This window comes from Limisphaera sp. 4302-co, assembly GCF_049537155.1.
GTDB lineage: Bacteria > Verrucomicrobiota > Verrucomicrobiia > Limisphaerales > Limisphaeraceae > Limisphaera.
Genome location: NZ_JBMVQZ010000006.1, coordinates 99,398 through 123,268, shown reverse-complemented (window position 1 = coordinate 123,268; position 23,871 = coordinate 99,398). Strand labels below are relative to the sequence as shown.

The following is a 23,871-nucleotide window of genomic DNA, read 5'->3' as shown; positions in this document are numbered from 1 at the left end:
GCGGGCCGGGCGGTCGTTCATTCGTATCCGCCACTGCCGGCACCGCCACCCTGGCCGACGAACCCGCCGGCCAGGTACTTCTTCATCACCTCGTTCTCCGCGTCCGGGGCCATGCCGTTCAAGGCCGGCTTCCAAGGCCCCCGGCCGCCCAGTCCGCCGTCCTCGGCCTTGGTGATGCGCACCAGGCATTCCTTGGGCACCGTGTTGACGGCGTGATTGTCCGCTTCACCGCCGAAGATGAAGCCCATGAACACCTTGCTCTTGTGGAACAGGGTGTCGGTCTGGTGCATGGGCATGTGCCAGTTGCGCGTGACCGATTGCTGGGATCCGAAACGGAAGTTCGAGATGTAGCCGTCCTCGGTCAGCGACAAGCCGTCCCTGCGCGTCTGCTGGGCCCGCACCGTCTTCTCCGTGGCGATGAAGGATCCGTGCTTCATCATGACCACGTGATAGGGATACGCGGCATTGTAGGTCACCCGCAGCATCAACCGGCTCACGCGGTAGAACGGATCGCTGGGCGTGGCACCCAGATAGGGCCGGTCCATCGGGTTGGCATCCACGTAGACATAGTCGCCGTCGCGGATCCCCAGGTCGCGCGCCGCCTGTGGGTTCATGTGGAGCTGATGCTCGCTGACGTTCGGAAGGCGCTTGTCCACGCGGTACGGATCGCCAAAGTTCGAGTTCCAGATCAGGTGCCAGTCCACATTCGCCCAGGAGGAATGCACGCTGTGCCGGGACTTCGGCGTCAGGCAGTAGAACCGGTACCCACGCTCCCACAGGAAGTTGCGGGTCTTCTTGACCTCGGCCCACGGGAGCTTGACGTTCCGCACCGTCCGTTCGTCCCAACCCTCCGCATCCAGGGGGATCCCGTAGTCCTCGGGCCGCACCAGCGGATTCGAGCTGACGATCACGTTGGGCAGGTAGGGCGTGGCCTCCGGCCCCTCCCGGTGCACGATAAAGTTTTCCCCGCAGGCCAGGGCGGTCGGATCGTCGGTGTAGCTGTTCAGACGACCCGTGTCCGTGTAAAACGGCAGGCTTTCATGAACCTGTTCATGGAACGGGACACGCGGATAGGTGCGGAACAGCATGAGGGCGCCGCCGGGCGGACCGTACTTGCCGGCCAGGATGTCCTCCACCTTGTAGCCCGCCGTTGTCGTGCACGTGTCCAACAACCGTTGCAAATACACCCGCCGGCGCCCTTCGTGTTCGAATTTGAAATAGTCGTAAAAGCGCCGGTCACCGGTCACCCGGCCCAGCGCGGCGGCGATTCCCGCCAGGATCGCCAGGTCATCCTTGGAATCATACAGCGGCTTGATGCCACCATTCCAAATCTGGAGGAACGGGTTGGAGCAACTGGCGGTCACTTCCAGGTCCTGAAACTCCACCCACGAGTTGGCCGGCAGACCGAAGTCTGAATACTCCACCGAGGCCGTCATCTGGGTGTCGATCGTGACAATCAGTTCGACGTTCGGATTTACGTTGCGGATGACGCCGTAGGCCCACTTGGCATTGTTGATGAGGTTCACGTTGGTAGTGAAGATCGCCTTGGTGGGCGTGGGCATGTGGGTCCTGCCGGTGAAGCATTTCCGGCCAGCCTTGGGCGTCTCCACGATCAAGGGACGGTCGCCGTGGTTCCAATAGGCGGGTTCCTCGTCCTTCGTGTAGGCGTGCACCCTGACCTCGCGCCCGTGTGCGTGGGGATCCAGGTTCGGGTGGAATGGATCCTCCGCCACCCAGCCCTTGAAACCGGGACCTGTCCACGGACTGCCCTGGAACAGTGCGGCCTTGTAGTTGCCGGCCCAGGAATGACAGCCCGCCCCGGGCTTGCCGATGTTTCCCGTCAGGATGAGCGGAAGATAGGCGGCCCGATTCGCCTCCGTGGCGTGGAACCAGTGGTTGATGCCCTCCCCCTGATGAATGGCGCAGGGTGCAATGGTTGCGATGTCGTGCGCCAGCTGTTCGATGAGATGCTTGGGCGCCTGGGTGATTTCGGCGACGGTATCGAGGTCGTAATCCCGCAGGTGGACCTGGTAGAGCCGCCAGGTGGTCGCCACGTCCACCTCCGTGCCGTCCACCAGCCGGATGCGTCCCTGCCAGTCCAGTTGCGGATCCACGCCGGCCTGGACCAGCCGGTCACCCACCATGTCCCGTGTGAGCGCCTTCAATTCCCCGGTGCGGGCGTCACGCACCACGAAGTCGCCCAGACGCCGGTGTTGCTCGTCCGTCAGGCCCTGGATGCGTTTGCTGGGACTGTCGTCGGGCAATCGGGATTCGTATCCCGGAAACACCTCCGCCGCACGCAACCGACGTCCATTGTCCATCCGAACCAGCAGCGGGAAATCACTGTACCGTTTGATGAAGGTCTCGTCGTACCAGCCCCGCTCGATCATCAAACGGGTGACGCCCAGCCAGAGAGCCGCGTCAGTGGCCGGGCGTATGGGAATCCAGTAATCGGCCTTGGTGGAGGGCGCTCCGTATTCGGGGCTGATCACAACGATTTTGGCGCCCCGCTCCATGCACTCGATGAACCAGTGGGCATCGGCCATTTTGTTCTCCACCAGGTTCTTGCCGTTCATGATGATGAGGCGCGAATTCCGCAGGTCGTTGAAATCGCACTCGGAGTTCTGGAGCCCGTGCACCCACGGATGCCCCGGGGCCTGGTCGCCGTGCCAGGTGTAGTTCGACCAGTTCCGGCCCGCCCTGGCCTCCTCGGGCGGGACGCCGCGCACATGAACGTCGAGCAGGGCCAGTGAGTTGCAAAGCCGGTACATCCCGTATTTGCCCAGGACGCCCAGCAACCCCATGCCGCCGCGCATCTTGATGGTGCGGGTGCCGGCGCCGCCCATCTCCTCGATCATTTCGGGCGGATAACCCTGCCGGGCCAGCAACCGGGCGCCCTCCTCACCACTGTAACGGCGGGCAATGGCCACCAGGGCGCGCGCAATGTAATCAAAGGCCTCCTCCCAACTGATGCGTTCGAACCGGTCGGTACCCCGCGAGTCGAACTTGTATTTCGCACGCAGTTCCGGCGTCAGCAGCGGGAAGCCGTCGTCGGCCCACTGTCGCCACCCACGCCGGACGATCGGGTGTTTGAGCCGGTAGGGTCCATAGAGGATGCGATGGAAGGTGTAGCCCTTGGCGCAGTGCCGGTTACCCCAGTTGGCCGTCGCCCGGTTGCCGTAAAGGTCCGAATACGTCTGGACATCGAACTGCTCGCCGATCCGGACGATCACCCCGTTGCGCACGTGCGCCGTCACCCGGCAGTTGTGGGTGTCGTTCGGGGCGCACACCCAGGAAAAGGCGTAATCATACGCGTACTGGTCCCGGTACAGTTTCTCCCAGTCCCGGTTGGGATACTGTGCCAGCGGGTTGGCGACATCCTCCAAGGGTTGCGCCTGCAGATAGCGCAACGGAAGGAATTGCGCCGCCCAGAGGCCCGCTCCGGCCAGCCCGCTCCGCTGCAGAAACGCCCGACGCGAAAGTTTGTCACTCATATCACCCTTCCTTTCCCGCCCGTCAGGATCCACGACCCCGCCCGGTTGTCCGGGCCTGTTGTTCCGGCCAAACCAGTTGGTACCAGTAACTGATCATCTTCCGTCCATTGCGGTCGCCCTGTTCACCGTTCCAGACCGCAAAGGCCACCGGCACAGGCCGACCGCGAACAAACTGCACGTCATCGGATTCCCGGCTCTTCAGATCCCGGATGAACACCACCGTCCAGCTCTCGTCCATCCAGACCCCCCGCCCCTGGACGTTCTGGCCGGAGGGTGGCTGCGATTGGAACGACCCGAAGCCGCGTGCATTGGCGTCCTCAACCGGGGTTCGGTGAGCAAGCGCCACGAAATTGCCCGCGTCACGGGCGGTTACAAAGTGGCGTTCCGGCTGAAAGTAGGTGTCCACATGCATGGCAGGATGGGCCCGGGCAATATCGGGCCCGCTCCGGGCATCCAGTTCAGCCTGCCAGGCCGCCTTCCAATGCCAGAGATTGACCGGGTGATCCCGATCGCCCATGCCGAGAAAGGCCGGTTCAGCCCCGAGAGCAAACTGGACCGCGGCCGCATCCTGGAAATCTTCCACCCGCAGCGCCTGCTCTTGCGGCAACGGATCGCGCCATTGCAGCCAGATGGCCAGCCGCCGTCCGTCCGTGACGGCCCGCACCGCCACCGCATACACCTGCTGCGGCTCGGGCCAGAGTGGATGCAGGGGGACTCGGGACGTTTCCAGCTCCTCCCAGGCGGGATCCAATGGATCCGTGGGGAGTCGTCTCACCCGCTGCACGGGAATCCGGTTGTCTTCAGGTTGCAGCAGGTCGTTGACCGCAACGTCGGTGCGGCGCAGGGAGCGGATGTAATGCACCAACGCCCACCGTTCCTCCGGGGTCATAACGTCATCCCCGTACGGAACCATCGGCGTTCCCGCCAGCCCGATTCGAATGCGGAGGTAAAGATCCCGGCCGCTGGACCCACCCCGGAACCGTTCCGTGTTGAAATCGCGCGGCCGGGCGGGCAGGCCGAAACTGTCCTTCAACAGCGGAACCTGCGGGCCGTCGCCGGCGCCGGTCTCGCCATGGCAAAGATAACACTGCATCCGCGTGTACACCTCGCGTCCCAGGGCAAGCGACTGCACCGTCACGGGCGGTTCCGGCGGCACTTCAATCGGCCGTGACACAACACCCGCAGCCGCCTGTTCCTCGAACCGGTTGATCCGTCGTCCCCCGGCGTTCGTGTAAGCCGTCAGGTACTTCACGTAACCGACAAGAGCCCAGCGTTGCGTCTCACTCAGGTAACCGAATCCGGGCATGGCACTGCCCGGCAGACCGCGCGTGATCGAACGAAAGAGGTCCTCGTCCGACGGCAGAGTCCCCGGAGGCGTGCTTTGTATCTTGAACACGCCGGCGCTGAAGTTTCGCGGTTTCGGATACAGCCAAACCGCCGCCGGACCTTGGCCGTCGCCATTCACCCCGTGGCACGGCGCACAATGCTGTTCGTACAAACGCCGGCCCAATGTCAGATCCGACATCGGCGCGCCACCTTCTGTGGCCGACGCGGCACTCCCCATCCAGACACCCACGAGCAACCCCGCGATGGTCTGCCGAGTTTTCATGGCTAATCCGCATCATAAGCGACCTGACCCTTCCATCCTTGACCTGCGTCAAACACTTTCGTGATGACCGCGGGCGTCCTGAGTCCCCAAGCCCACTCCCCAAGGCTGACCAAGCCCCGATCCCGACAGACAGTCTGAAAAGTCATGCGTTGCGATTCCGCTGCAGTCGAGGCACTTCCGCACCCCGCCTTGCGATCCCAAGCGCTTTTCACCGCCATCCCGACCCCGGAACCCGGAACCGGGGTGGCAAAGGGATGGACAGGCACGGGCGGCTGCCGAGTCGGCCCTGTTGCCAAAACCGTGGTAGCAACGGCAAACCGCCACGGACGCTCGTCCTGGCCGACACGGGTAAAAGACTCCTCCCTGTCCGGGCCCTCGCACCCAAGCTTCCCGGAGGAAACCACAATGCGCCTTTTCTGCTTCCTCAAGTGCGCGCCGTTGAGATCCACGCCCCGGACGGCACTTGGGAACCGTTTCAGCCAAAAGCTCAAAGGCCCTTTACGCGGATGCTCTCGGGGATACAATCCACCACAATGTCCGACTGGCGGGTACATCCCCTCTTTGCCGGTCTGCCTGAAAGCGCGCTGGCCAAACTGGAGGCCGCAGCGCGCCGTCTGCACGTGCCTGCCGGCACACCCATCGTACGGGAGGGCGAGCCCGGCGACGGTTTGTACGTGTTGGAGGAGGGCACGGTGCAGATCGGTTGTTCCCACGGTACCGGGCCGGGCCGGGTGCTGGCCATGCTCGGGCCGGAGGCCATTTTCGGCGAGATGGCAGTGGTCGAGGAAGGACCCCGATCAGCGGCTGTTACGACCTGTACCGACGCCGTCGTCTGGTTCGTGCCCCGCGAGGCGGTCCTGGAGTTGATGCATGAACATCCCGAGTTCGCCCTGCGCCTGCTCCGCGAACTGAGCCGGCGGCTGCGGGAGTTCAACCGCGTGCATCTGGAGCAGACCCTGCAGATGGAACGACTGGCACTCGTGGGACGTTTCGCCCGCACCATCATTCACGATTTGAAGGGCCCCCTCAACGTCCTCCAACTGGCCGCCGAACTCGGCCTGGCTCCCCACGCCGATCCCGCCCGCAGAGAGGAGGCCCTGCAGCGCATCCGGCGTCAGGTGGAACGCATCACCGATTCCATCCAGGAAATCCTTTTGTTCACCGAAGGGGGCAGCGGCACGGAAACCATGGTCCCCATGGTGTACGCCGATTTTCTGGCTCCGGTCCTTGACGAATTGCGGGCCGAGGTCGCGCTGCGAGGAGCCTGCCTTCGGTGGACGACCGCCAACTGGCCCCGTGGACGGGTTCGCATCCAACCCCGGCGACTCCGGCGCGTCCTGCAAAACCTCGTGCAGAATGCATGTGACATGCTTCCTCAGGGTGGGCAAATCGAGGTGCGTCTCTCCGACGCCGGGCGATGTGTCGTCACCGAAGTGCACGACAACGGCCCCGGCGTCGCACCCGAGATCCGCGATCGGCTCTTCGAACCCTTTGTCACCCACGGAAAACGACAGGGCACCGGCCTGGGGCTCTCCATTTGCAAACGGATTGTGGAGGATCACGGCGGAGCGATCTCGGCCGGTTGCAGTCCGCTTGGCGGGGCCCTCTTCCGCTTCACGCTTCCGTGGGCCGGGATCTGAGGTGGCAGCCCCGACCGGTCGAGCCCGGGAAACCCGCCTGCAAAAGCCTCAAGAACGGCGCACACGATTTCGCGCGCCGAACCACGAGACCGCGCCCCTGGCACCCGGGGGCACAAGGCTGTGCCTGCGAAGGAACGCCCCCCGCTCGTGGCAATCAAGGAAATCCGCACCTTCCGATCCGCAGTGCTTCAAGGTCTTGACCAAGGCCCAAAGAAAGCGCGGGCAAGGCCGTGTTCCGCAAGGGGTGGGAGCGCCCCGCTCCATTGGGCCCGCGGAGGCTTCACCAACGTGCAAAGCCGACAGGGTTGGAGAGCACGCAGGCCCTCCACCGGTGCATCCGGGGCAGCGGAGGGGCTTATCCGGTTGGCCCCTCGCAAAGCCTTTCAATCCGGTCGAACCTCACGCACCGTCCGCTGCCCGATTCCATGGGTGAAAACCTTACCTTCCGTGCACGGCCATGGGCAGGGGGCTGCGGCATTCGCCAGTCCCGGGCCGCACGCCTGACGAACTGTGGTTCGCGCACCGTGCCAGGTCTCGGGAGAGCGATGCCTGCCGTCCAACCAAGCCCAACCGGTACCAACAATCAGCAACCTGCCGGCCATTGTCCCCATCCTCCGCACCGGCACGACCGTAAACCCGTGGTTTGACGGGGACCGAGCCCCTGAAAGAGGCCTCTGACGCTCTGAGCCCTCGGGGCGGCTTCGGAGCGTGGGAGCCCGGCCCCCCGGGAAGGGCACCCTCGATCGTGCGGGCCATCATCCTTGCCATCCGCAAGTGGGCCATGGCAAAGCTGCACCTCCTTGCATGCACAAAGGAATGCACCCCTCCATCCGGACGGCACGGCTCACGGGCAGAATCCTCCGCCTTTTGTTTGGGGCCGTTTGGAAAAGGGCAAATCCCGAACAACCGGGGCCGGGTGCACCTGGGTGGCGCACCCGGCCCCGCAGCCTTTCTCGATCCTCAAACGGGCCCGATCAGCCCCTCCCACGCGCCGGCCTCACCGCACCACGCGGAAGTACTTCGCCGTGCCCGTGATCGGGATCACCGCCGGATTGTCCGTCGTCTCGGTCGTCCAGATCGCTCCCGGACCCACTACCGGACTGCTCTCCAACCGCCCACCAGCAGGACTCCACGAGATCACCACACTGTTACCCTGCCGCGCCACCGTCAACACCGGCGGCTCCACCGGCGCAGGCGCAGCCATGTACCCGATCACCTCCCCGGTCAACCGCGGCGCATCTCCGTCCATCGGATCGTTCTCGCTGACCAGCTTGTACGTCACGGCCAGGTTGTCACCCCCGCCACCCTCCCGATGGAGGGCCTCGATGTAGTAGCGCTTGCCGGCTTCCAGATGGATGCCCATGGCGTACGGGAAGGTGGTACCACCGTCGGGCGAGAACTGGTCCGACCGCCGCTGCGTCGGATTGCTTCCAGCGATCCACATCCGCGCATTGTTCCACGCCGGCTGATGCGCCACCCAGACCTTCATGTTGGGCTGATCGCTGTTGGTGCTGATGAACAACCGACTCTCGTCATCAGAACTGATGAAGAACACGTACTGGCCCGTCTGCGGCGGAACGAAGAGCCCGCTCACCCGACGGGTGTAGTTGTCGGCAATGTTCGTCCCCGACTCAAAGATGGTCCACTCGTTGACCTGCGAGGGATACCCTACGTTCCCGTACAACACCGCATCAAACGAGGCACCCGGGAAGAACTCTTCCTTGACCTTCCCAGGCACGAACACGGTGTCGGTGGCCACCGTCACCGTCGCCACCTGACTGGTCACCGAGCCGTACTGCGACAACGTCACCACACAGTCAATCTGCGCACCGTTGTCATTGGTCGAAGCCACGAACGAGTAAACCGTCGTAGTCGCGTTGGCAATCGGCTGACCGTTGCGCCGCCACTGGTAGGTGGCCGGATACAGCGCATCGGTTTGAATCCCGATCGTGAACACCGCCGGATGCCACGCCCGCACCGTCACGCTCTGCGGCTGCTGCGTGATGCTCAGCGAGGTCGGGGCCGGCAGCTTCAGCGTCACCACATTGCCCCGCAGGTTGGACGGCGTGCCGTCCGCGGGTGCCGGTTCGCCGTATAGCGTGTAGTAGACCGCCACGTTGTCGCCACCACCGCCTTCGCGCTGCACCACTTCGATGTAATAACGTTGGCCGGCTGCCAACGGAATCCCACCCTGACCCGGCATGCTTCCATCCGGAGCAACAAACGTGTCCGAATTGCGTTGCGACACATTGTTGCCCGATTGCCAGGCCCGCGTGCCGTTCCACGAACTCTGTTGGGCGATCAATCGTTTGTTCGCCTCGTTTTCGTCCGTGCTCAGGAACAGGTCACTGTCATCGTCCGACGACAGATAGAACACATACCGACCCGTCACCGGCGGCACAAACCACGTGCTCAACCGTTGCACGTAGTTGTCCGCCCAGTCCGTCACGTCCATTGCTGTGATGAAGTCCCGAATGTCCGGCGGACCGGCAGTGCCCTGCTCGACCATGACCCGGGTGACCCCGGGCCGGTCGGGTCCCCAGACCTCCCGGCGAACAATGCCCGTGACAAAGACCGACTGCTGCACCGTCAACGTAGCCGCGTCGCTGGTTACACTGAGCGTCGAACCCGGAATGGTGACGACACAACGATAGTTGGCTCCGTTGTCGGCCATGGAGGCCACGAAGCTCAGTGTATCGGAGTTCCGCCCCGGCAGGTCCACGCCGTTCCGCTGCCACTGGTACACCGGGCTCAGCTCCGAATCGGTCTGCACCCGCACCCGGAAGGTCACATCCAGACCCTCCCACTGAGTGACCGACTGCGGCTGCTCCACAATCGTCAACGTGGTCGGCTGCCAGGTCAGCAACCGGATCAACCCGTTGGTCAGGTTCGAAGGCGTGCCATCCACAGGCCCGCCACTCAGGTACTCGGCACTGTCGGTCGTGAGGAAGTAAACCCCCAGGTTATCCCCACCACCGCCCTCGCGGTGGATCGCTTCGATCCAGTACTTCTGCCCGGCCACCAACGGGATGCCGAGGGCGTAGGGTTGAGTGGCTCCATTGTCCGGCGTCCACAGATCCGATCGCCTCTGTGTAGAAGCAAGCGGTCCACCACCACCCCCGTGGGTCATCCAGTTGTTGCGGCCGGACCAACCTTCCTGTTGGGCGATCAGGCGTTTGCTGGCCGGACTGGCATTGGTCCCCAGGTACAGGTCAGCATCATCGTCGGCAGCAATCCAGAAGACGTAGTTGCCCGTAACGGGAGGGACGAACATGCCGCTGACGCGACTGGCGTAGTTGTCGGCGAAGTTCTGCGGGGAATCGAACGCCTGAAGCGCCCGCACCTGAGCAGCCGGACCGTGGTTACCCGTTCGAATCCCGGCCAGGCTCACCCCCGGGTAATACTCCCACTTGAGGTGATCGGCAATTTCCACAGGCGCCTGCACCGTCAACGTGGCCGTGGCGCTGTTCACCGAGGTGCTTCCGACTGTGACCCGGCACATGAACTGCGCATTGTTATCCTCAGGCGCCACTACGAAAGTGTACGTCGGCCCGTTTGCGTTGGGAATGGGCTGGCCGTTCTTGTACCACTGGTAGTCACCCACGCCCAGAGAACCATTGGCGACGGCTGCGTTGGTCACTACAAAACTCAACGTCACCGCCGTGTGGGAATAAACCGTGCGGTTCTGCAGGTCGGTGAGAACTTGCAGATTAGGAGCCTGCGGAGAGACGGTCACGCTGAGGTCTGAAACGGTGGCCACGCCACCGTTGGGGTCGGCGTCATTGTGGGCCGTGACCGCCACTCCCACAAGCACCTTGGCCGGGAAGGCCTGGCCGAACCCAAACTGCGTGCTGGCGGTGTCAATGTCCGCGTATTTCGTCCAGTTCACCCCGTCCGTCCCGTACCACATGGTGATCACGCTGCCCTGGCGGGTCAGCCGCAACCAGGTGTTGGGGTAACTGGGCGCCACCGATCGGTTGAACGTATTCCAATCGGCATTCCCTCCTCGGGTGGCACGCCACTGAGGCGCTACCTGGTTCTGCCCTGCGCTCCGAGTGGTCATGGCCGCAATGAAGGGATCCGGCCCCTGCGGCAGACCACTGGCGTCGGGCACACGCACCATTAGTTCGCATTTGGTCCACCAGTCCGGACCTTGAAGATCGTGAACGCGTACTTTCGCATCCCACGAATGCCCCTCGACCGTGGTGTAGAAGAAATAGAAATTATCGCTCTGATTCCAGATGTCGTTGCCCCCACCGATGATGGTCATGGTGCCGGGGGGCGAACCGGTGTGAGAGCCGGGCAAAGCAGGTGTGCCGACGTCTCGGCCCGTCCACGTCTGGGCGGCAACCTGGCTCGCGATGGCCAGGGAAGAGAGTGCCAGGAGACTGCGCATGGGTTTCATAATGCAGTGGTTCGCTGAGTGGTTGGTTTTCATTTGTACCGTCAGGGTTCGGTTCTCCTGATGGGTTCAGGCTCGGAACAGAAGCCGGAGAGAGGCGCTATGAAGCACGTGCGGCTCGCACGCACGGCACGCTTTCACCTGACCCGGGACTTCTGTTCACGTCCCAAATGTGAGCGCATGTGACCACTCTGTCAACAATTTTTCGCGGGAATTTCGCGCAGGCCGATCGCCACTTTGCGCACGACACTATCCCCTCAAGGGCTCACGGCCAACCTTTTCCGCGCGGACAACCTGGCATGCAGCCGTCCTCGAGGGGACCAGAGCTACCGGCAATCGCCTCAAAAACGGTTGCCGTTTGAAGAAACGAAGAACAGGGAAGCGTGCACCGTGGCAACGGGATAACCGCCGAAAAACGAGGCTTTCTCCACGCGCTGATTCCGATTCAGCGGACCCCACAACCGGCGTGCCGCGGCATGCACAAACGAGATTCCCACGGACCTGTTGTCTCGTGGAGGCCCGGCCCTGTCGCGACCGTGTGCCCGAGGACCCTTGAGGAACCAGGAGCGAGCCCGGGGCGGCCGCGCCTCGTCCCTGGCATGGTAACGGCGGCTTTGCGGAACCGTACGAGCCGAATACTCGGACTGGGCGGTCAGAGTCACCCCGCATCAGGGGTCTGTTCGAACCCACCGTGTTGCAGACCCCTTGGACCTACGGGATTCGTCCGGGTAGGTCATGCTCTACACACCCCGACGGCCGCCCCTCGGATGAGTATTGGGTACGCCAATGGCTTGCCACGCGCCCAACCCACCCCGCGTAAGGGCCATCGGTTCCATCGCTTCGCGCTCGGCCTGTCCCACCGAAGGCGCTCTGCATTTGGTGAGTATCCGGAAGCGCCCTGGGTGGGGCCTCGACTCCACCTCCTGCAACTGTGTTCAAAAGAGTGCCCCACGACCGCTCCGCTCCGGGTTTGCCGAGGTCCTGCAGAGGAGGGTCAACCGTGGCAGCCCTCCGCGCAGTAAGTGCAGCAAGGGCGTCTGATCCGGGGGACGACTCATGCCTGCGCGATCTGGCGATGCTCCTCGGTAGTTGGGGTCGGCCTTGTTCAATCGCGCAGGCACCCAAGAGTCACCGGATTTCCCCGGTCCCCTCAGGCACCCGGGGGAACACGCATCTTTCTTTGGGACCCGGCCGGGCGGGCATCCGAGACCTACGAGCTGCTGGACCCGGTCGGTCGCACGGGCCGGAACCAGATCTGTTCTCTGGAAAACCTATGCCATCCCCGCTTTGGGTCGGCCGGTCGGAGGTGGATGCTGGCGGCTTATGGGCCAGGGCCCTCCGATGCAGGCGCGTGGACAAACCGCCCGGCACCTGTATGCGGTCAGGGAGCCTTCGTTCACAGGCCAACATCCTCGGCCTCAACCTGTTGTGTTGCTAGGGGAGTAAGCGTTCAACCAGCAGGCTCCAGCATTGAACAAAAGGTCTTCCATACCGTCTAAACTTTTGGAGCTGCGCAAGGGCTTCGCTGTTCGCTAAGGGTTGGTATAGAGGTTTTACCGTGGTGCGGTGCGAACAGCGACCCTCCGAGTTGGCCGCACCACCCTTCTGAGCGCCGCGGGTGACGGCGTGGAAACCTCATCACCCCGGAGCCGGGGGACCTCCCCCGGCTCTTGGTTTTTGGATGGGAACTTGGTGAAGCGAGGGCCCTTGCCCGCGGCGGCTGACCGGGGCCGACAGCGCGCATCGGGGCGGTGTGGCGTATGCCGCGGTGTTTCGAAGTCCCTTGATTCAAATACATCCCTTGGCTGCAGTGCGGCAGCGTTTCGGCCAGATGATTCCGGCCGGGCTACGGTTCGATTGATGCGGATGGTCCATCTGCCAGCCTCCCGGAGCACATGGGATGGGCATCTTCCCGTCCACGGGACATTCGTTCTGTGTTCAGTGCCCAACCGCGCAGCTTGACGCCCCCAAGGGCCTCGGGGACCACCCCGGGCCCTCTGGATGGTCCACGGCAAGGACCACACCGCAGGGAACAGGGTCATCAGGGGCACAACGAATCGCCACAGGAACTGCATGCCGGCTTGCCAAGCCTCGGGGCATGTTCATATTGGTGTGGGTAATACAGGAGCTCGGCCTCCGCTGTTGCTGCGGATGTTCCGTGGGTTGGTAGCTCAGTCGGTAGAGCAGCGGCCTTTTAAGCCGTTGGTCCAGGGTTCGAGTCCCTGCCAACCCACCACCTTTTTCTTCACCATTCTGAGGAGGCTCGTCTCTGCCGGAGGAACCGCCCTGGGTGACGCGTCCTGACGAATCCCCGGAGGTACGGACCTCTCAAACAGGCCGCCTCCCCCAAGGGTTCTCCCCAGCCCGGATCGTCCGGCTCGCCGGGCGCAACCGGCCGCAGCTGCGACCGGTCAGGGAACCCGGGCCGGCTGCAGGTCGGGATCGTCCAAGTCCAGCCGGTAAAGCAGCTGGTTGTAGTCGTAGCGGGGTGTCGGTTCGGGCCGGTTCGCAAACTCTCGGCTGTATGTTCCCTCGAACAGCAGCACGGGCGAATCCTCGCGGAGTGTTTCCGCGTGGATGCGCGGGTTGTAGAAGGTGTAGTTCTCGTGCGTCAGGACCTTGACGGCCTTCCCCCACGGGCCGAGGGGGGAACGTGCCTCTGCGTACCACACCTCGCCAAATGGCGACGGTTTCCCGAACTTTTCCATGAAAACCGCCACCCAGCGCCTTCGCCACGGATGCCAGGCGATCGAGCCACTGTGCGGTCGAACCCGCTCTCCTTGAACCGACTCCAAGGATTCGGGCGGAGACAGCGGTTCCCAGGTGGTGGGGTCCTGCCAGGTCTCAAACGTGGCCGGACAGCGCAGGAACGGAAAGGGATTGCCGAACAAGACCCAGTGCCGCCCCGCGCCGTCCGTCCACTGCACGGCATGGCCCTCCGGCACGCGGGGCGGATGTTCACCAGGGCCCTTCCGGGTCCAGACGACCTTGAGAGGCTCGAACCGCTGGGCCTCGTCGTTCCAGACGCACAAGCCCCACTGGTAAACCTCCAAGGGCGGTTTGATTTTCGCATAGGCCGAGACCAGCCGTGCCCGGCCGCTCCGGTCTGGAAGGCTGACCAACCCCGAGAGCCAGGTGGGCCCCTCGCCCGGCATCTCCGCCACCGGACGCGGTTGACCTTCCGCATTGGTGAACATCCGATAGCGGACGATCAACGGCGGCTCCGGCTTCATGAGCGGTTCCGATGGGGTCGTCGCTCCGGTGGCGTGGAAAATCCCCAGCGGATACCGTGACAGGGTGGTGTCGCCCCAGAACCAGTAGAGCCGACCGCCATGGGCGGCGATCTGCACACTGTCACATCCCCACACACCCGTCTCTGGTTCGTCCGGTCCGATGCCGAGCTTGCGGCTTTCGGCGAACAGGCCGGCACCGGTGAGGCGGCCGAGCCGGCGCGCCAGGATCTCGCGGCGAACCCGCACGGTGGTCCGGCCCCCGGGCACCGGCCGGACCCGCACACCGCGCATACCGAAACCATCCGGTCGAACTCCGTAACCCGGGGTGCGGATTTCCAACCAAACTTCCCGGCCCATCAACTCCGGTGCGTCCAATGCGACCCAACCGCCGTTGTCGCTGATCCAGCGCAATTGATGCGTGGTCCGCAGTTCCACCAGCGGCACCGGCCAGCCGGTCCCCTCCTCCACCACCTGCACGCCAAAAGGTTTCGTGGCTGCCCGACCCGATCCGGCCAGGGCTGCCAGACCGACCAGGAGCAGGACTCGCCACGTCCTGACGTCACGTTTGGAGCGGGCCCCGGTGCGTGGATCCCACCCGGGGTACGGCATGCCAGACCATCTCAGATGCATCACAGCCTCCAAGCTGCCCCACCGCCCGGGCCCGGACAATGCCGGGGCCGATGTCTCATGGCGCGCCGACGGGCACCGCCCCGGTAACGACCTGTTAGCCCCCGTCCGGCCCTCCACCAACTCAGTGGCGGTTCCGGTCCTTTCGAGAAACCTTCTGCGCCGAACCAGTGGAGCTGCTGCCGCCACATGACCGCTTCGGCCACTTCCCCGAACCTTCTGAAACAAAACCGGGATCTCGAAACCGCCTTTCGTGTGAACACGGACGCAAAAGACGCGCCGGCACAGCTTTGCGAGGTCCGCGCACGAACGGTCGTTTCGCACCTTCGGGCCGGGAGACGCAACCAGGCGAAGCCCCGTGACCGTTCCACGAGGTTTTCGCACGATTGGCATTGCGTCTGGAGTGGCCACCCGAGAAGTGTCGGAGCAGGCCAACGACGCCGGGCTCAGGCCACAAGTAAGTCGCGGATCTACAGCCGTGCTGCAGCGCCAGGGAACGCCTGATTGCCCCCAGACCAAGGTCCACGGATTCCCTACTTTTCGAGCAGGGTGGCCATTCGCATGAGGTCACCCCGCGGACGGCCATTTGGCGGCTCGCCGGCGCGAACTTGCGCCCGGTCTGGGAACGGCCCGGGATCGGCTCACGCACCAGGTCCATTCGGCACCGCAAACCGGCCCGAAAACCGTCGAGTTCACCACGCGGTCGCGCGGGATGGCAGCGCCGACGACGGACATCTCCCGTGTCAGGCGGCGGCCGAAAGCACCCCGGGGTGGGCGCCCACCGGGTGTGGGTCTGCAGCGGGCGTGGCGTTGTGCATGTCCGTCTTCAAGGTCACGCCCCGGCGGTCGTCACTGCCAGAGGGGACTCGAACGGAGGCCGAACGTCCGCCGGTCTTCAGTCTGGCCGGGTCCCCGCGGCCCAGTTCACGGCGAACTCGGTGAGATCGGCCGGATCGCCGTTTTCCAGCCGATGAAACGCAGCCGCCAACCGTTCCAAGTGTTTTTCCATGGTGAACTGCTCCAGGAAATGCCGCCGGAGCGCGGTAAAATCGCCGGCCCACATTTGACGCGCCAGCGCCTCGGTCACTGCGGCCGGGTTGCGACTCGGCACCACACCGGGATAGTCGGGCGGCAACACCTCGGCGATGCTCCGGTAGCGGGTGGTCACGACCGGCAGTCCGAAGGCCAACGCCTCCACGATCACGAGGCCGAAGCTTTCCGCCGGATAAAACGTGGGAAAGCACATGAGATCCGCCTCGCGCAGGGCACGTTCCTTGCGTTCCCCGCTCACGAACCCGAGATAGGTCAGCAACGGCCCGACCTCGGCATCGGCTTGAAGTGCGCGGAACTCGGCCTCTTCGTCCACACGGGGAAAGCTGCCGGCCACGAGGAGCCGGACCCGAAGGGGACTGCCCTCCCGTTTCAGTCGGCGCTGCAGGCCCACCACCCCTTCGATCGCATCGAAGAGTCCCTTTTCCCTCAGACAGTGTCCCAGAAAGAGGATTTTCACCTCGTCGGGGTCCGCCCCGGCCGCGGCCTGGTCGGCGGCCGCAGGCCGGGCCCCTTCGACCAGCGCGCGGCGCACGGCCAGACGCGCCCGCCGGCGCGGCAGGACCTCCTGTTCGAACGCCGGGCAGGGATCGGGAATCCCGTTGGGCACCACCGCAACCCGTCGGGGCCAGAACTTCTGCACGTCACCGCGATTGAAGCGCGACAGCACCACGAACAGGTCTGCGTTGCGAAAGGCGCGCCACGTCAAGACCCGGGCCGGCATGCGCCCCACGGTCTCCAGCCATCTTCCCAACCCGGCGGCGTGCCAGTGCAGGATCACTCTCTTGAAAAACGGCCGGCACAATCCCAGGACCAACCAGTCCCGATACAGCGCCGAGTACTTTCCCGGCGCCGGCACGTAGTAGAGGTTTTCCACCCCGTAGCGGAACCGAATCCACAGCGCCTGCAGGCAATAAAAAAGCAACAGGAGGAGCTTGCCCGGCCGGAACTCGCCGATGTCCTGGAGGTCTTTGGACACCCGTGCATTGACATGGTAACACTCGATTCCCAACGGGTGGGGTCCTTCGGACCGGCGCCGGCGGCGGCAGTCGCCACCGAATCCCCGCAGCATCAACTCCACCATGTAGCTCTGGCCATGGTGCGGGGGCGGCGTGTGTGCGAAGACAAGCAGCTTCACGCCGCCATCATAGTTGACCCACCCGCTACCGCCAAGGTTCGGAAGAAACACGCTCAGGAGGGCATCCGCCTTCGATCCGGCCGTGCATGGGTCCCGGCCCGTTCCGCACCCGCCAGTCGTCCAGCCTTCACCGCTTGTCCCCGGGGCGCCCGGCCACGGCGGACGTTCCACGTCGCAGTCCCCAAAACTTCCGTGAAGGCCGGGTCCGTCCGACCACCGCCAGACCCCGGTGCGGCGGGCCTGTCCGGCAACGAAAACTGGCGGAAGGGGTGGGATTCGAACCCACGGTAGCCTTGCGGCTACGCCTGATTTCGAGTCAGGTGCCTTAAACCACTCAGCCACCCTTCCGCTGGGTCGAAGAAAAATCCCCACGAAAGGGCTCGTGTGCAAGCCCAAATCCGGGCCCTGAGGCCGGCGCTGCAGGGCCAGGATCGCTTCGGCCCGCGCCTGATGTGAAAAGGGCCTGCGACTTCGCCCGGTGTAACATGACCCAGCCGGCGGGTTGACCTTCGCAAGCCGTGAAACCCACCAGCGCCACCACTGTCTCCCACCGCCCAACCTGTCCACCCCGGATGAGGCGTCCCGACGCCGCCAAGCGCGACGAACTGCCCGACAGGCCAATTGGAGGCTGAGACCTCAGGACCGGATGGGCGACTTTCCTCTACGGGCCTCCATCACCGCCTTCTTCAAGCCTCGGTACGTGCAAGCCGGCGCGTGTGAACCGTGGAGCAGCTCCAGAGCCTTCCGTCCCACCGGGCCCAAGTAGAGCGGATGCTCGATCCGCCGGACGGACCAACCGGGCGGGGGCTACAGCCAACAGTCCGGAAAGCGGCCCTGGAAATGAAAGTCCCGATAAAAGCTGATGAGACGTTCCTCCCACAGCTTGTAACCAAAATCTGCAGTGATGAGGGCGTCCACGCCCCCACGTCCATGCGGGGGAGGTCCGGTTTCTTCACGGTCCAGGGGCCCCGGCCCAAGTGGGCCCCACATCGCATGGTAGAAAAGGTGAAGCTCCAGAACCAGCAGTCGCTCGGGCGTTCGACAGAACCCTCGAATGAAACCGGGATGCAGCTCCGGGCAAAGAGGTTCGGGCCCCCGGATGGCAGCGGCCGCAAAACACACGGCTCCAACGAACTGTTCTGGGTCGCAGAAACCATCGCAACTCCCGGCTCCCCCGAGGCAGGAGCGCCATCGTCTGCCGCATCAGCCCGAGTTTCGGACGAGCATTCCCTCTGCCGGCGGTGCGAGGCCAGAGGGACTGCCCGGTACGAGGCTGACATGAACCGGATCAGCTGCGGATCATTCACAGATAACTCCAGCTACAAGAGGTGTGCGCCATCCCGGACCGCAGGTCGGTCGCTCCCGTACGAATCCCCCACCCGCCGGGTCAATACGACCAGAGTCAGGGCCAGATCGGTGGAGATGGGCGGAAGCTGACCGATCTTGTCAGATGCGTATGTTGCTTGGGTACTTGGTGTGGTCCGGCAGATGCACCATGAAATGACCCACCGGGGCCCGTGGTTGTTCCACGGATGGTGCCGGGGATCGGCGGTGTGGGTCCCTACCTCCGACCATGCGCAGCTCCTGGCAGCGTCTCCCGTCTCCGGCCAGTGCATCAGGAAGTCCTCGGTCTGCGAGAGACAGGGCCCGCCACTGCGCATCAGGGCGGCCCTGCCCTTCGTAATGGTGTTTTTTCGAAGCCGCGGGGGGCTTCGTGCATCGGGCGGATTCGCATCCCGCCCCGGAGCGGTCACCTGCTCCCGGCACCGTGGATCCTTCACAACCTTGGTGGCCCGTACCCCCTTTTCGTGCCGGGGCAGGTTCCTGATGCACGAGTCCAAGAAAGCAGGAGGCGCGCGCGAGCAACGGGCCTGTGGTCCACGTCCGGAACCGTTTTCGCCTGCAAGGCTCGCGAGTGCGGCGGAAAACCCGCGGCGAGGCGTCGGTTGGACTTGAGCGGCCGTGTCGTTCGCGCCTGAGGTTCCGGCTTGGCCCTCGCGGCGCATTGCGGATACTCCCCGCCATGCAGGTTGTACTGAACTACCTGGAGAGCCGTCAGCAACAGTTCGTGGAAGAACTCCGCGAGTATGTGAGCCATCCCAGCGTGTCCGCCCAGAGCGATCACCGCGCCGACATGCAGCGCTGCGCCGATTGGCTGGCTGCACACTGTCGCGACCTCGGTCTGCAGGTGCGCGTCCACGACACGCCGGGGCACCCGATCGTGGTGGCGCGCACGCCGCGGCGACGCGGCCGCCGCCATTTCCTCGTGTACGGCCACTACGACGTGCAACCGCCCGAACCACTCGAGCTGTGGAGCACACCGCCGTTCCAGCCACAGATCCGGGCCGGCGCGCTCTACGGCCGGGGCGCCAGCGACAACAAGGGCCAGCACTGGGCCCATCTGAAGGCCGTGGAGGCCTACCTACGGACCGGCACGGAGCTGCCGTGCGACCTGACCTTTCTCATCGAGGGTGAAGAAGAGGTGGGCAGCGTGTCGCTTGAATCCTTTCTGCACCGGCATCGGAAGGAACTGGCCTGTGAGGCGGTGGTCGTCTCGGACACCGGCCTGCCCGCTCGCGACCTGCCCGCACTGACCTACGCGCTTCGCGGCATCGCCGCATTCGAACTGGTGATCCACGGGCCCGACCGCGACCTGCACTCCGGCATCTTCGGCGGCTCGGTCCACAACCCGGCGGTCGTGCTGTGTCAATTGCTGGGCCGGGTTCACGATTCAAGGGGTCGGGTAACCATCCCCGGATTTTACAACGAGGTGGAGCCCCTGACCGCCGGGGAAAGGCAACAACTGCGCCGCCTGCCTTTTTCGGAGCGAGCCTATCGGAAGCTGCTGGGTGTGCCCGCCCTGTTCGGCGAAGCCGGGTACACCCCCAATGAACAGCGCATGGCCCGCCCCACCTTTGAGATCAACGGCCTGACCAGCGGCTACCAGGGCGAGGGCAGCAAGACCATCATCCCGGCCTGGGCCCGTGCGAAGGTCACGATGCGCCTGGTACCCAGACAGCGACCAGCGACCATTCTCCGGCGGGTCCGTGCCTTTTTCCGCAAACACTGCCCGCGCTCGGTGCGCATGGAGTTCATACCCGGCCATGGCTGCGCGCCCTACCGGCTGGACCCGGCCCATCCGTGGGCGCGGGCCGCGCGGAGTGCCCTGGAACGCGCGTTCGGCCGGAAACCGGTCCTGATGCGCGAGGGCGGTTCCATCCCCATCGTGATCCGGTTCAAGGAAATCCTGCGTGCGGAGACCTTGTTGCTCGGACTGGCACTGCCGGACGACAATGCTCATTCGCCAAATGAGAAGTTCGACCTGGAGGTCTTCGCCCGCGGCCAGCGGATGAGCGCCTGGCTCTGGCAGGAACTGGCACGCTGATCTCTCCCCGCCAGGGCGGCGGATCCGTCAGCGGCGTTTCACGTTCCAGCCGCTCCGTTCGAGCCCAGGTCCAGAATTTCCATCCTGTGACGGGCATGCGGATGCGCGCGTGAAGGGCCCTCGGTGAGCAACAGGGTCCGCCCTTGCAGACCGTGACGGTCCAGCCAGTTGCGGGCGTACACGCGCCAATCCGCCGGTCGCACCGGTTCGTGTTCCGGCCAGACACCGCGGCTGAGCAAAAGCCGCTGGCAGGTGGACTCGTTGGGGCTGACGGCCACCACCCATCCGGGCAACCGGTAGCGTGCCACGCTGCGTGCCGTGACCCCGCTCAGGGTCGGCACCAACACCGCCACGGCGCCGGTGCAGTCGAAGGTCTCTGCCACGGCCCGGGCCACCACCTGGCGGAAGTCCGGCACACCGTCGGGCCCCGCCGGACAGTCGGCAGGCGACCCGGCCGGCCGGGGGGCAACCGGTTCCACCGCGGCGGCAATCCGCGCGAGCATCGCCACCGCCTCCACAGGATGACGGCCCACGGCTGATTCGGCCGACAACATCACGGCGTCCGTGCCGTCCAGGATCGCGTTGGCCACGTCCGTGGCCTCCGCACGAGTGGGCAGGCGGCTGTGCACCATGGATTCCAACATTTGGGTGGCGGTAATGACCGGCTTGCCTCTGCGGTTGGCCTCGCGGATGATCCGCTTTTGGACCAGCGCGATTTGTTCGATCGGCACCTCCACGCCCAGATCGCCCCGCGCCACCATCACGCCGTCGGCCTCATCGAGGATCTCGTCCAAGTGTTCCAGCGCCAGGGCCCGTTCGATCTTTGCAATCACCATGGGTTCGTAATCCAGCGCACGGGCCGCCGCACGGACCGCGCGCACGTCGGCCGCCCGCTGCACGAACGACTGGCTGACGATCTCGATCCCCAGGCCCGCCGCCGCTTCCAAACATGCGCGGTCCTGCTCTGTGAAGGCCGACCCGCCCAAATCCAGCCCCGGCACGTTCAACCCCTTTCGCGACCGGAGTTCCCCGCCGACCCGCACGCGCCCCATGATCCGGTCGCCCGCCACCTCCACCACTTCGATCTGCACCAGGCCGTCGTTGAGGAACAACCACTGGCCGGGGCGCACCAGCCGCGGCAGCGCCGGGTAGTCCACGCTGGCCCCATGCTCGTCCCCCACCCGACCATCCGTGCTCAGCACAAACGGCTGGCCGCTTTGCAGCTCGATCGGTTCCCGCGCCAGTTGACCGATCCGCAGTTTCGGGCCGGGCAGATCGGCCAGAAGGGCCAACCGCCGGCCGGCAGCCCGGGCCGCCGCGCGAAGCATCGCCACTTTCCCGGCCTTCTCCTCCAGGTCTCCGTGCGAAAAGTTCAGGCGCGCCACCGCCATGCCCGCCCGCAACATCGCCTCCAATACGTCCGATCGCGCCGAAGCCGGGCCGATCGTGGCCACAATCTTGGTCTTGTGCACCGGCAACGCCATGGCCTGCACCATGACAACATCGAGTTTCCCGGACAATGCCCATTCGATTGGAACCCGTCTACCGGCAGATCCTTGCAACCCGGCCGGCAGGGACCGAACCCGGCGGCCGGGAGGGGAAGCGCCCCGGGCGGCCGGCCGAAGAGGCCGGTCAAAAAACTGGACGCGACCTGCTGCTACCAAGCAACTTGGGAGGGCGTCGGTGGCCCGGTCCGGGTACCGCGCAGGGACCGCCGCCGGAAACCGGCCGCATCGGGAACAGGCATGCTCATGAAGAGAACGCCCGCGCCTGCAATGAAACCGAGAACCTCATCTGCCAAGCCGGAACGCCGGCCGTCCAAGCAGGACGGGACGGCCACGGTCACGCTCGGACCTTCTCCCGGCCGCCGCGTGCTTCTGCTGGTGGAAACCTCCCTCGCCTCCGGCCGCGACATCTTGCGCGGCATCGCACGCTACGTGAGAGAACGTGGCCAATGGGTGCTCTTTCATGAACCGCGTGGACTCGACACGCGACCGCCCCGTTGGCTGGCCGAATGGAGGGGCGACGGCATCATCGCGCGGATCCAATCAGCCGCCCTGGCAGAGGCCGTGCGCGCGATCGGTGTGCCGGCAGTGGACGTGTTGGGCCTGGTGCCGGGCGCCGGCCTGCCGCTGGTTCACGTGGACGACCGCGCCATCGCCCGCCTGGCCGCCGAGCATCTTCTGGAGCGTGGCTTTCGCCATTTCGGTTTCTACGGGCTGAGCAGCGAAAACTGGTCGCTGCGCAGGCGAGACGCCTTCTGCCAGTATGTGACCGGCCGGGGCGGCACCGTCTCCGTCTACGAACGGCCCAGGTTGGAGGGGGACGGCGCCCGCTGGGCGGAACGGGAACAGGAGCTTCTCCGGTGGTTGCGTGCCCTTCCCAAACCGGCAGGCGTGATGGTCTGCAGTGACCAGCTGGGTCTGGGGTTCCTCGAGGCCTGCCGCCAGGCGGGCGTGGCCGTACCGGAGGAGATTGCCGTGGTGGGTGTGGACAACGACGACGCCCTTTGTGAAATCGCTTACCCCCCTCTTTCCAGTGTCTGGCCCGCGCACCAACGGGTGGGCTATGAAGCAGCGGCCTTGTTGGATCGTTTGATGGCCGGCGAACCGCCCCCGCCCCAACCCGTGCTGGTGCCGCCACTTGCCGTCGTCACCCGCAGGTCCACGGACGTCCTGGCCGTCTCCGACCCCCGGTTGGCGCGTGCCTTGCAGATCATCCGGGAGCGCGCCTGTCAGGGCCTGGGTGTGGACGAAGTAGCCCGCGCCGCCGGCCTGTCCCGCAGCGTCTTGCAGCGGCGTTTCCGGGCGGTCCTGGGCCGCACCGTCCATCAGGCCATCCTCGAGGTGCGCATCCAACGCGCCTGCCAGCTGCTGCGGGAGACCGACCTGCCGATCGCGCAAGTGGCCGAAGAGGCAGGGTTCCATCATCAGGAATACCTCGGCGCCGTCTTGAAAAAGCGGACGGGTAAAACACCCGCCCAGATCCGAAGGGAAGCGGAGAACCGCCCGCTGCACCCCCTGCCCGCCACCTCTGCTCAGACCACCGTGGCAACCTGAAACAGCATGGTGCGCGAGGCGGGGGTCGAACCCACAACCTTCGGCTCCGGAGGCCGACGCTCTATCCAATTGAGCTACTCGCGCACCCGCCCTCACCATACGCAATCCGGCCTCCGCGGGCAACGGTTTTGGTGAGCCGGCCCTTCCCCCGTGTGCCGGACCCCGACCACCCCTGCCAGCCGGCTGTCCGCCCCCTGAGCGCAGCACCCTCGTCACCAACCGTTGCCAAAATCC

At 65.0% G+C, this 23,871-nt stretch carries 10 protein-coding genes and 3 tRNA genes; 4 read left to right on the top strand and 9 right to left on the bottom strand.

The annotated features are described in order from the left end of the window. Positions 1–17: 17 nt before the first annotated feature. Positions 18–3,494, bottom strand: coding sequence for a molybdopterin-dependent oxidoreductase (locus tag ACPDIX_RS08080; RefSeq protein WP_423431275.1), 3,477 nt, complete (start codon positions 3,492–3,494; stop codon positions 18–20). 22 nt (positions 3,495–3,516) lie between these two features. Beyond that, the gene (locus tag ACPDIX_RS08075) at positions 3,517–5,103 is read right to left on the bottom strand and encodes an ethylbenzene dehydrogenase-related protein (RefSeq protein WP_423431274.1); all 1,587 of its coding nucleotides are present in this window, start codon (positions 5,101–5,103) and stop codon (positions 3,517–3,519) included. A gap of 533 nt (positions 5,104–5,636) precedes the next feature. Between ACPDIX_RS08075 and ACPDIX_RS08070 the strand changes: the two genes are divergently transcribed. Then, complete coding sequence (locus tag ACPDIX_RS08070; RefSeq protein WP_423431273.1) at positions 5,637–6,743, top strand: ATP-binding protein; 1,107 nt, start codon at positions 5,637–5,639, stop codon at positions 6,741–6,743. 997 nt (positions 6,744–7,740) lie between these two features. On the opposite strand, the gene ACPDIX_RS08065 is transcribed toward ACPDIX_RS08070, so the two are convergent. Then, entirely contained in the window at positions 7,741–11,148 is a 3,408-nt protein-coding gene (locus ACPDIX_RS08065) for a PA14 domain-containing protein (protein WP_423431272.1), read from the bottom strand. Between the two features lie 2,157 nt (positions 11,149–13,305). Between ACPDIX_RS08065 and ACPDIX_RS08060 the strand changes: the two genes are divergently transcribed. Then, positions 13,306–13,381 (top strand) — tRNA-Lys (locus ACPDIX_RS08060). Positions 13,382–13,556: 175 nt separating this feature from the next. Here ACPDIX_RS08060 and ACPDIX_RS08055 read toward each other — a convergent pair. The 4 genes from ACPDIX_RS08055 to ACPDIX_RS08040 form a co-directional block, all read right to left on the bottom strand. Continuing rightward, positions 13,557–14,987, bottom strand: a complete 1,431-nt coding sequence (locus tag ACPDIX_RS08055; RefSeq protein ID WP_423431271.1) for a hypothetical protein — start codon at positions 14,985–14,987, stop codon at positions 13,557–13,559. Between the two features lie 913 nt (positions 14,988–15,900). Then, a complete protein-coding gene (locus ACPDIX_RS08050; protein ID WP_423431270.1) occupies positions 15,901–17,193 on the bottom strand; it encodes a glycosyltransferase family 4 protein in 1,293 nt (430 codons plus the stop codon). Positions 17,194–17,451: 258 nt separating this feature from the next. Next, positions 17,452–17,541: transfer RNA gene (locus tag ACPDIX_RS08045), tRNA-Ser, on the bottom strand. Positions 17,542–18,000: 459 nt separating this feature from the next. Next, positions 18,001–18,315 (bottom strand): hypothetical protein, encoded by a 315-nt coding sequence (locus ACPDIX_RS08040; RefSeq protein WP_423431269.1) that lies wholly within the window; start codon positions 18,313–18,315, stop codon positions 18,001–18,003. Between the two features lie 901 nt (positions 18,316–19,216). Here ACPDIX_RS08040 and ACPDIX_RS08035 point away from each other — a divergent pair. Continuing rightward, positions 19,217–20,578 (top strand): dipeptidase, encoded by a 1,362-nt coding sequence (locus tag ACPDIX_RS08035; RefSeq protein WP_423431268.1) that lies wholly within the window; start codon positions 19,217–19,219, stop codon positions 20,576–20,578. 38 nt (positions 20,579–20,616) lie between these two features. Here the strand turns inward: ACPDIX_RS08035 and pyk are convergent, their stop codons facing one another. Then, positions 20,617–22,062 (bottom strand): pyruvate kinase, encoded by a 1,446-nt coding sequence (pyk, locus tag ACPDIX_RS08030; protein ID WP_423431267.1) that lies wholly within the window; start codon positions 22,060–22,062, stop codon positions 20,617–20,619. A gap of 291 nt (positions 22,063–22,353) precedes the next feature. Between pyk and ACPDIX_RS08025 the strand changes: the two genes are divergently transcribed. Then, positions 22,354–23,637, top strand: coding sequence for a substrate-binding domain-containing protein (locus ACPDIX_RS08025; protein ID WP_423431266.1), 1,284 nt, complete (start codon positions 22,354–22,356; stop codon positions 23,635–23,637). A gap of 7 nt (positions 23,638–23,644) precedes the next feature. Here ACPDIX_RS08025 and ACPDIX_RS08020 read toward each other — a convergent pair. Next, positions 23,645–23,721, bottom strand: a tRNA-Arg gene (locus tag ACPDIX_RS08020). Between the last annotated feature and the right edge of the window lie 150 nt (positions 23,722–23,871).